An 8592-nucleotide genomic window follows, 5' to 3' on the forward strand; every position below is an offset into this window, starting at 1 on the left:
CCCCCACGGCAGGGCACCGCCCGCCGAGGCCGTACGCCCCCAGGAGTCAGGGGGGAGCGGGCTCTCGTCGTCGGTCCGCACGTCGCGGGGACCGGTTCGAAGCTCAGACACGCGCCCTATCGTGTCAGATCACTTCGGTGTTCCACACCGGACCTTGATGGACAGTCCGGTCCCATTACGCGAATCTTCCAACGGTGGCAGGTCAGTGAGACGACCACCGGGACGTAAGGTCCGCCATAGCGTCTCCGAGCTTTGTGACCAGCGGGCCAGCGCCCCAGACGCGGCTCGGCCGAAAGTGGCCCGACCGGTTCCGATGCCGAGCGGTCCAAGAAACGCGACATGGTCGAAGGGACGATCGACCGCCCGAAGAACCACTCGGCCGTGCCAGGACAAGTAATCGGCCGCGCTCTGCGAACCGCTCCGAAGCTCGGACATGCGCTCTGTCGTGTCAGGTCGCTCCGATCCCCACGCGAAAGCTCGATCAAGGGAGCTGAACGAGCACGTCCCCTGCCCGGAAAGCGCGCGGCTCGCTCACGTACGGTGGAACCGCATGTGCGGGACGACGCTTCGTAGCTTCTCGCACGTCTCCTCGTATTCGCGTTCCGGGGTGGACTGGCCCATGACGCCCGCCCCGGCACGGAGCCAGGTGCGCTCTCCCTGCGCGAACAGCGTACGCAGGACCAGTGCCGCGTCCAGTGAGCCGTCGGTTCCCGCTCGGAACACCGCCCCGCCGTAGAGTCCTCGGGGCTCGATCTCGTGGCGGTTCAGAGCCGCGAGGGCGGCGCTTTTGGGTACGCCGGTGACGGTGACCGCCGGGAAAAGCGCCGCGAACGCCGACCAGGGGCCGAGGTCCTCGCGTAACTGTCCGGCGACCTGGGAGGCGAGATGCTGTACCGAGCCGCGCGCCTTGACCGTCATGAACTCCTCGATCACCACCGAGCCGGGCCGGCAGATCGTCTCCATCTCCTCGGCGGCCAGCCGCACCGAGATCGCGTGCTCGTGCACCTCCTTGGGGTCGGTGCGGAGTTCTTCGCGCAGGCGGTCGTTCTCGGCGAGGTCGGGCCCCAGGGCCCGGGTGCCCGCGAGCGGCTGGGTGCGGATCCGGCCGTTCGCCTCCACCTCGACGACGGTCTCCGGGCTGAAGCCGGCGGCTCGCCGGCCGCCGAGGTCCAGCAGGAAGGAACGCGCGGGGGTGTTGGCCCGGCGCCCGGCGAGGTAGGAGGCGGCGAAGTCGGGATCATTCCCCTCGGGCAGCACGACGACCCGCGACAGAACGGCTTTTTCCATGAGGCCCGCCTGGATGTCGGCGACGCCGCGGGCGACGGCGTGGCGGTAGGCGGACGCGCCGGAGGCGATGAGGCGTTCGGTGTCCGTCGCGGCCGGTGAGGTCATCGTCGTATCGGCCGCGACGAGGTCGTCCGGGCTCCGGAGCAGGGCCGTGACCTTCGCGGCCCAGGCCTCGTCGACGGCTCGCAGGTCGGCCTTGCCCGGTCTGAGGGCCACCTCCAGGCAGGGAACCAGGAACGACAGGAGTGGCTGCGTTCCCGCGGCGGCGGGGTCGCCGTGCAGCAGGTGGGCGAGTTCGAAGGTGGCCCATCCGTACAGGTGGCGGGTTGCCTCACCGTTGCTTCCGAGTGCCGTGAGCGCTTCGGCGACCCTGTCCAGTGGCCGGCCTTCGGTGGCCGCGGTCCACGTGCGCCCGTCGGCGCGGGCGACGACCTCGGTCGCGTCCGCGGTGAGCGTGACGGCGGAACCCGCCGCGAAATACCAGACTCCGGCGTGCTCGTAGAGGGCGTACTGCTCGCCGAGGCCGGCTCTGGCGAGGCGCACGGCCGCGCGGGCCGGGTCGTCCGGGGCGTCGATCAGGGCGGCGCATTCGAGACCGGGTACGGCTCGTGCCCAGTCGGCCCACGGTTCGGATCGCCTGGCGGTCATCGTTGTGCTCCTTGCCGTGCGGTGTTCTCGTGCTTCGGTGGACGTGCCGATCGGGGCCGCTGAGGTCACGGGGCCACTTCCAGCCGCCAGCCGTCGGCGTTGGCGCGCTGTCGCCAGAAGTCGGCGTAGGTGCCGCCGGCGGCGGCGAGTTGGGGGTGCGTGCCGCGTTCGGTGATCCGTCCGTTCTCCATGACGAGGACCTGGTCGGCGGCGAGCACGGTGCTGAGGCGGTGGGTGATGACGAGCAGTGTCTTCTCGGCGGCCAGGGCCTGGACCGTGGACGTCAGCACGGCCTCGTTCTCCTGGTCGAGCGCGGCGGTCGCCTCGTCCAGGATGAGGATCGGCGAGTCCTTGAGCAGGGCGCGGGCGATGGAGACCCGCTGACGCTGTCCGCCGGACAGGGCGGTGCCGCCCTCGCCGACCCGGGTGGCCCAGCCGTCGGGCATCTCCTGCACCACCCGGTCCAGCCCGGCCATGACCGCGGCGCGGCGGAGTTTCTCCTCACTGGCATCCGGATCACCGACGCGGACGTTGTCCTCGATCGTGCCCTCGAAGAGGTAGACGTCCTGGAAGACGATCGAGACGGTCGCGGCCAGGTCCTCGGAGGCGATGTCGCGGACGTCGACCCCTCCGATGCGGACCGTGCCGGCGGTGGTGTCCCAGAAGCGGGCCAGCAGCCGGGCGACGGTGGTCTTGCCGGCGCCGGAGGGCCCGATGAGAGCGGTCATGCTGCGCTCGGGGATGCGGAAGCTCACGTCGCGGAGCGACTCGGCTTCCGGATCGGTGAGGGAGGTGGAGTCACCCGTGGTGTCGTTCCGGTAGCCGAAGCGAACCGCGTCGAACTCCACGTCGGCTCCCTCCGGCAGCCGGGGCTCGGCCGGCTGCGGGAACGGTTGGCGGCCGAGGACGGCGTCCAGCCGTTCCAGGCTGTTGCGGGCGATCCGCATCCCGGCGCCCAGGTCGGCCGCGCTGGACAGGCTGTCGGTGAGCCGGCCGACGAGCACCAGCAGGGCCAGCAGGGTCGGCACGTCCATGGAGCCGCCCAGAGTCCAGGAGACTCCCAAGGCCAGCAGGAGGGCGAAGACCGTGCGGGTGGCGAAGGCGAAGGAGACCAGGCCCGGCATGCCGCGGTGAATCAGCCGGCGATCGGCACGCGACTCCGCCACCAGGGCGTCGTCGAGTGCCCCGTAGCCGTCGACGGTCCGGCCGAAGGCGCGCAGGACCGGCTGGTTCTGCGTGAACTCCAGGACGCGGTCGGCCGATTCGCCGATCGCTCCGTCGCGTCCCCGATCCAGCCTGCTCATCACCGAGGTGCTCCACAGGTGGACCGCCAGCAGCACCGGCGCGCACAGCAGCAGCACGAGCGCGACCCGGCCGTCGAAGAGGAAGGTGGCGGCCACGATGGTGAGCGGGGTGAGCACCGAGCCGGTCAGCGGACGCAGCAGGTGCGCCGGCATGTTCATCACCTGGATGACGTTCTGGCTGGCCAGGCGGCTGAGTTCGGCGGCCCGCCCGGGGGTGAACCAGCCGATGGGCAGGTCCAGGGCGCGGTCGGCGAGTCGCCGGTGCAGCACCCGCGAGAGCCGGGAGCCGATGGTGAAGCCGCTGCTCACAGCGACGGCCTGGAGGGCGGCGTAGGCCAGTGAGCAGACCGTCAGGGCGGCGAGCCACGGCCACACCTCGCCCGGCCTCTCGCCGAGCAGGGTGCGCAGCACCGGCACCAGCAGGGTGAAGGCGAGGCCCTGGAGGATGGCGGCGCCCGCCAGTACGACGAGGAGACGGTTCAGGAAACCGGATCCCTCGGGTCCGAGGACACGGTAGAGATGACGGATCATCGCGAGGTTCTCTCCGGGGAGGCGTCGGGGCTGCCGTGGACGGTTGATGCCGTGAGGGCCGGGGTGGGGGCGGGCGCTGTTTCGCTGCCGTCCTGTGCCCTCTCCTGGGCTCTCCACAGCCGGGCGTAGCGGCCTTCGGCGGCCAGCAGGTCCGAATGGCGGCCCTGTTCGACGATCCGCCCGCCGTCGAGCACCACGATCCGGTCGGCGTGGCGGACGGTCGCCAGCCGGTGGGCGATGACGAGCAGCGTGCGACCGGCGGCCAGGGTGGACAGCGCGTCCTGGATCAGCGCTTCGGAGTAGGGGTCGGCGTACGCGGTGGCCTCGTCCAGGACGAGGACGGGGGCGTCGGCGAGCAGGGCGCGGGCGATGGACAGGCGTTGCCGTTCGCCACCGGAGAAGGAGACGCCGGTGCTGACCTCGGTGGCGTAACCGGCGGGCAGTTCGGTGATCCGGTCATGGATCTGGGCGGCGCGGGCGGCCTGTTCGACCTGGTCGTCGCCGGCCGAGGGGCGGCCGAGGCGGATGTTGTCGGCGACGGAGGCCCGCAGCAGCCGCACGTCCTGCAGGACGAAGCCGACGTGGCGGTAGAGGTCGGCGGCGGGTATGTCGCGGATGTCGGCACCCCCGATGGTGATGGCGCCCGCCGTGACGTCGTGGAAACGCAGAAGCAGTGAGGCGAGGGTGGATTTGCCCGATCCGGAGGGGCCGACGAGCGCGGTGACGGTGCCGGGTTCCAGGTCGAGGTCGATACCGCTCAGGGCGTCGGTACGGCCGTCGTAGGAGAAGGACACCTCACGCATCGAGATGCGGGAGCCCTGGGGGAGGGCGGGTGTCGCGCTCTGCGGCAGGATCGGGGCGTCGAGCAGGGCGGAGACGCGGGCGGCGGCGGCCTGGCCGGCCCGAATCTGCTGGATTCGGGGGCCGACCACGCCCATGGGAGCGGCGACGGCCGGTCCCAGCAGGATGAACGGCACGAGGTCAGCGGCACTCATCCACCCTCCGGCGACGAACACCGCTCCCACCACGGCCGGCAGGAGCAGGACGACGACCGGGGAGACGACGAGCAGGGCCGCGGTGGAGGCGACCAGCGTGGTGCGGACCCAGGAGGTGAAGAAGTCGGAGAAGCCGTCGGTGGCGGCCAGGAAGCGTTCGTGGACCCTACGGCTTCGGCCGAAGGTCTTCAGAACGGCGATGCCGTTGGAGAACTCCACGGCGGCCGAGGAGATGCGGCCCAGGGCCGCTCCGTACTCGGCCATCTGCGCCGCCGCTCCGGCCATGGCGCGGCTGAACAGGTAGGCGCCCAGGGCCAGCGGCAGCACGCTGAGCAGCGCGAGCCGCCAGTCGATCGTGAACAGGTAGACCAGCGCGAGAAGCGGGGCGGTGAGGACGGCGGTGACGTCGAGGAGGGTGTGGGCGACAAGCGTGTGCAGCGCGTGCACGTCATCCTGTACGGCGCGTTTGATCTCTCCCGCGCCCCTGGAGGTGATCCATCCCAGCGGCAGCCGGCCGGTGTGCTCGGCCAGCCGGCGGCGCAGCGCGAGTTGCAGGTCGTTGTCGGCGAGATGGCTGACCACCCCGGCGGCCGATCCCAGAAGCATGGCCGCGAGACCGGACAGGCACGCGAGGGTGACCAGCGGCCACAGCTCGTCGCCGAGGACAGGGGAGCCGTCGGTGAGGTGGACGGCGATCCGGGCGACGGCGATGAAGGGGACGACTCCGGCCAGCGCGCCGGCGGCCTGCAGGGCGACGGCCAGGGCGAGGCGGCCCCGGACCTGGCGAAGGATGCCGCGCAACGGCGGCACTCTCGGGGCCTCCGACGGGGCCGGGCCCGGGGAGGCGCCGGGTGTGCCGGGAGTACCGGAGGCGTCAGGGACGCTGTGTAGAGCGGGCGCGCCAGGCCGCTGCGATCCTTGGCGTGAGGTGGGTCGGGTCATTTGACAAGCACTCCGATTTCGGGGATGGCCTGGCCGCCGGCTTCGGTGATGCGGCGGCTTGTCATGCCCGCCTCGCGGGCGAGCCGGGCGACGTCGAAGGTGTGCCAGTCGTAGCTGTCGGTGACCTCGCGGACGGTGCGGCCGTCTCGCAGGACCTTCCAGGTGGTGGTGAATCGCATGGCGTCGTCCTGGGCGGGCTCGCCGCCGATCCACCACTCGTAGGTCTGGCGGCCGATGGTCTCGCGAAGGGACATCACCGGCGGGATGAGGCGTGGAGCGGAGACCCCCATCAGCTCGACGACGATGAGACCGCCGTCGGGCAGCCGCTCGCGGAGGCGTCGCCACAGGGTGCGGCGTTCGGTGGCGGTGAGATGCCCGGCCACGCCGAAGATCACTACCGCGGAGAGCCTTTCGGGGAGTCGGAGGTCCTGTGCCGAGCCGTCGACGACGGTGACGCGGCGGCGCAGGTCCGCCTCCCGGGCGATGCGGGAGGTGAGGACGGCCCGCATGGTGGCGGAGGGCTCGGCGGCGATGATCTCCGCCTGCGGCAGCGCGGCGGCGATGACCTCGGTGATGCGGCCGGTGCCGGCGCCGATCTCCAGTACGGGGCCGTGGGAGACGTCGACGCCGGCAAGTACACGGGCGAGCGGTGGTCCGCTGCTGGCGGTGTGGCGGGTGGCGACCATCTCGTAGAACTCGGCCGAGGGCGAGTAGTAGTCGATCATGAGGTTCTCCTGGTCGGGCGGGCGCGGCCGGATGGTCAGGGGGTGCTGGGCCATCGGTGAGTGCCCATGGCCAGCGACGGGTCCAGACGTCGAAGCACCGCCGTGATGACCTCCCGGCGTTGTGGAGCGAGGTAGAAGTGGTCGCCGGGGAAGGTGTGGACCTCGGTGCGGGCGGTGGTGAGATCCGCCCATCCGCCGGCCCGGTCGCGACCGCTTCGCGGGGTCAGCTCCGGATCGGCCTCGCCGGTGAACACCTCGATCGGGCAGCGCAGCGGGGGCCGGGAGATGGGGCGGTAGGTCTCGATGAGGCGGTAGTCGTTGCGCACGCAGCCGAGCACCATCGGGCGCAGATCGGGATCGGCCAGCACCTCGTCGCCGGTGCCGCCGAGCCGTCGCAGTTCCCGGCACAGGACGTCGTCGCTCTGCCGGTGAACCTCACCGACGGTGGCGGTGCCGGGGGCCTCGCGGCCGGATACGAACAGCCGTCGCGGGCCGAGCGCCTCACGGCGCCGCAGGGCGTGGGTCACCTCCCAGGCGACGGCCGAGCCCATGCTGTGGCCGAACAGGGCGTAGGGGCGGTCGAGCAGCGGCACCAGGGCGTCGGTGACGGCTGTGACCAGCTCCTCCATCCGATCCACCATGGGATCTTCGAAGCGATCCTCCCTGCCCGGGTACTGGATGGCCCACAGCTCGACCTCCGGCGGCAGCAGGGCTGCCCAGGGGCGGTAGAAACCGGCGCCGCCACCGGCGTGCGGAAGGCAGATCAGCCGTAGCCGGGCCGCCGGCCGCGGGCTCCAGCACCGGATCCACGGGCCCAAACGCCGCGGCGCCGGGTGGGTGGCCGTGCCCGTCCACGAGGCGGGCGGATGGGTGCTCACCACGTCACCGGCAGCCGCTCGATGCCGAAGGTGGCCGAGTCGTGTTTGAAGTCGATCTCTTCGTCCGGGGTTGCCAGGCGCAGCGTCGGCACGCGGCGGATCAGCGTCTCCAGGGCCACTTCCAGCTCCAGCCGGGCCAGGTGCTGGCCGATGCACTGGTGGACGCCGTAGCCGAAGGCGACGTGGTGGTTGTCCGAGCGGTGGAAGTCGACCCGGTCGGGGTCGGGGAACTGCTCGGGGTCGTGGTCGGCGCCGGCCAGCAGGGCGATGACGCCGTCGTCGGCGGGTATCACCGTGCCGGAGATCTCGATGTCCTGGGCGGCGACCCGCAACGGGATGGAGTCGGCGATCGACATCACCCGCAGGAACTCATCGACGGCGGCCGGCATCAGGGAGGGGTCGGCTCGCAGCTCCTCCATCAGATCCGGCCGCTGGAGAAGCAGCAGCGTGCTCAGAGCGATCATGTTCGTGCTGGTCTCGCGTCCGGCGTTGATGGTGATGCCCACGGTGGACAGCAGTTCGGGCAGGGTGACGTTGCCGGTCTGCAGGTGGTTGACGACGAGTCTGGACAGCAGGTCCTCGCCCGGCTGCTCTTGTCGCTGGGCCACCAGGTCGGAGATCAGGGCGAACAGTCCGCCCAGCGCCTCGGCGACCTGCTCGGCGGTGCTGGTGCGCGATCCGGAGACGCGGGTGACGTCGCGGAAGAACTCCAGGTTCTCCGCGGGGATGCCCAGCAGTTCGCAGATCACGGAGGTGGAGACGGCGTTGGCGTAGAGGGGGATGAAGTCGACGGGGGCCTCGTTCGCGAGCATGGAGTCCAGGAGGCCGTCCACGATGGTCTGCACGGCGGGCCGCATGGCGCGGATCCGGCGGACGGTGAACTCCGGCAGCAGCATCCGGCGGTAGCGGGTGTGCTCGGGGGCGTCGGTGCGGATGAAGGGGCGCAGGCGGGCCCCGATCTCCTGCTCGCCCTCGCCGAGTGCGGGGAAGTTGGGGCGGCGGATGTCGGCGCTGATCCGCGGGTCGGCGAGGAGTTCGCGGACGTCCTCGTAGCGGGAGACCACCCAGGCCTCGCGTCCGGTGGGCAGGGTGACCCGGGCGACGGGTTCGAGGGTGCGCAGGCGGGTGTACTCCTCGGGGGCGGAGAAGGGGCAGCCCCGGCGGATGGGGAAGTCCCGCGGGCGGGTGGTGTCCGCCGCAAGGGAGGTGGCCTCTTCCGCGGCGGGCGCGGGTGCGGAGGGCACGCTGGAAGGCGTGGGCGGGTTCATCGGTGGTCCTTCGT

General features: G+C 71.5%; 6 protein-coding genes. All 6 read right to left on the reverse strand.

Features of this window, described 5'->3' with window-relative positions; genetic code table 11:
- Positions 1–531 precede the first annotated feature (531 nt).
- A complete protein-coding gene (locus ACFYWM_RS09320) occupies positions 532–1935 on the reverse strand; it encodes a salicylate synthase (protein WP_389911143.1) in 1404 nt (467 codons plus the stop codon).
- Positions 1936–2000: 65 nt separating this feature from the next.
- Entirely contained in the window at positions 2001–3770 is a 1770-nt protein-coding gene (locus tag ACFYWM_RS09325) for an ABC transporter ATP-binding protein (protein ID WP_389911146.1), read from the reverse strand.
- Positions 3767–5575, reverse strand: coding sequence for an ABC transporter ATP-binding protein (locus ACFYWM_RS09330; protein ID WP_389911148.1), 1809 nt, complete (start codon positions 5573–5575; stop codon positions 3767–3769). Before ACFYWM_RS09330 ends, ACFYWM_RS09325 begins: the two co-directional genes overlap by 4 nt.
- Positions 5576–5703: 128 nt before the next feature.
- Entirely contained in the window at positions 5704–6486 is a 783-nt protein-coding gene (locus ACFYWM_RS09335) for a class I SAM-dependent methyltransferase (protein WP_389911151.1), read from the reverse strand.
- Positions 6468–7310 carry a thioesterase II family protein gene (locus tag ACFYWM_RS09340; RefSeq protein WP_389911153.1) on the reverse strand — a complete coding sequence of 281 codons (843 nt, stop codon included), beginning with the start codon at positions 7308–7310 and terminating at the stop codon, positions 6468–6470. The genes ACFYWM_RS09335 and ACFYWM_RS09340 overlap by 19 nt, the downstream gene beginning before the upstream one ends.
- Positions 7307–8578, reverse strand: a complete 1272-nt coding sequence (locus tag ACFYWM_RS09345) for a cytochrome P450 (protein ID WP_389911156.1) — start codon at positions 8576–8578, stop codon at positions 7307–7309. Before ACFYWM_RS09345 ends, ACFYWM_RS09340 begins: the two co-directional genes overlap by 4 nt.
- Positions 8579–8592: the final 14 nt, after the last annotated feature.

This window comes from Streptosporangium sp. NPDC002721, assembly GCF_042888905.1.
Lineage (GTDB): Bacteria > Actinomycetota > Actinomycetes > Streptosporangiales > Streptosporangiaceae > Streptosporangium.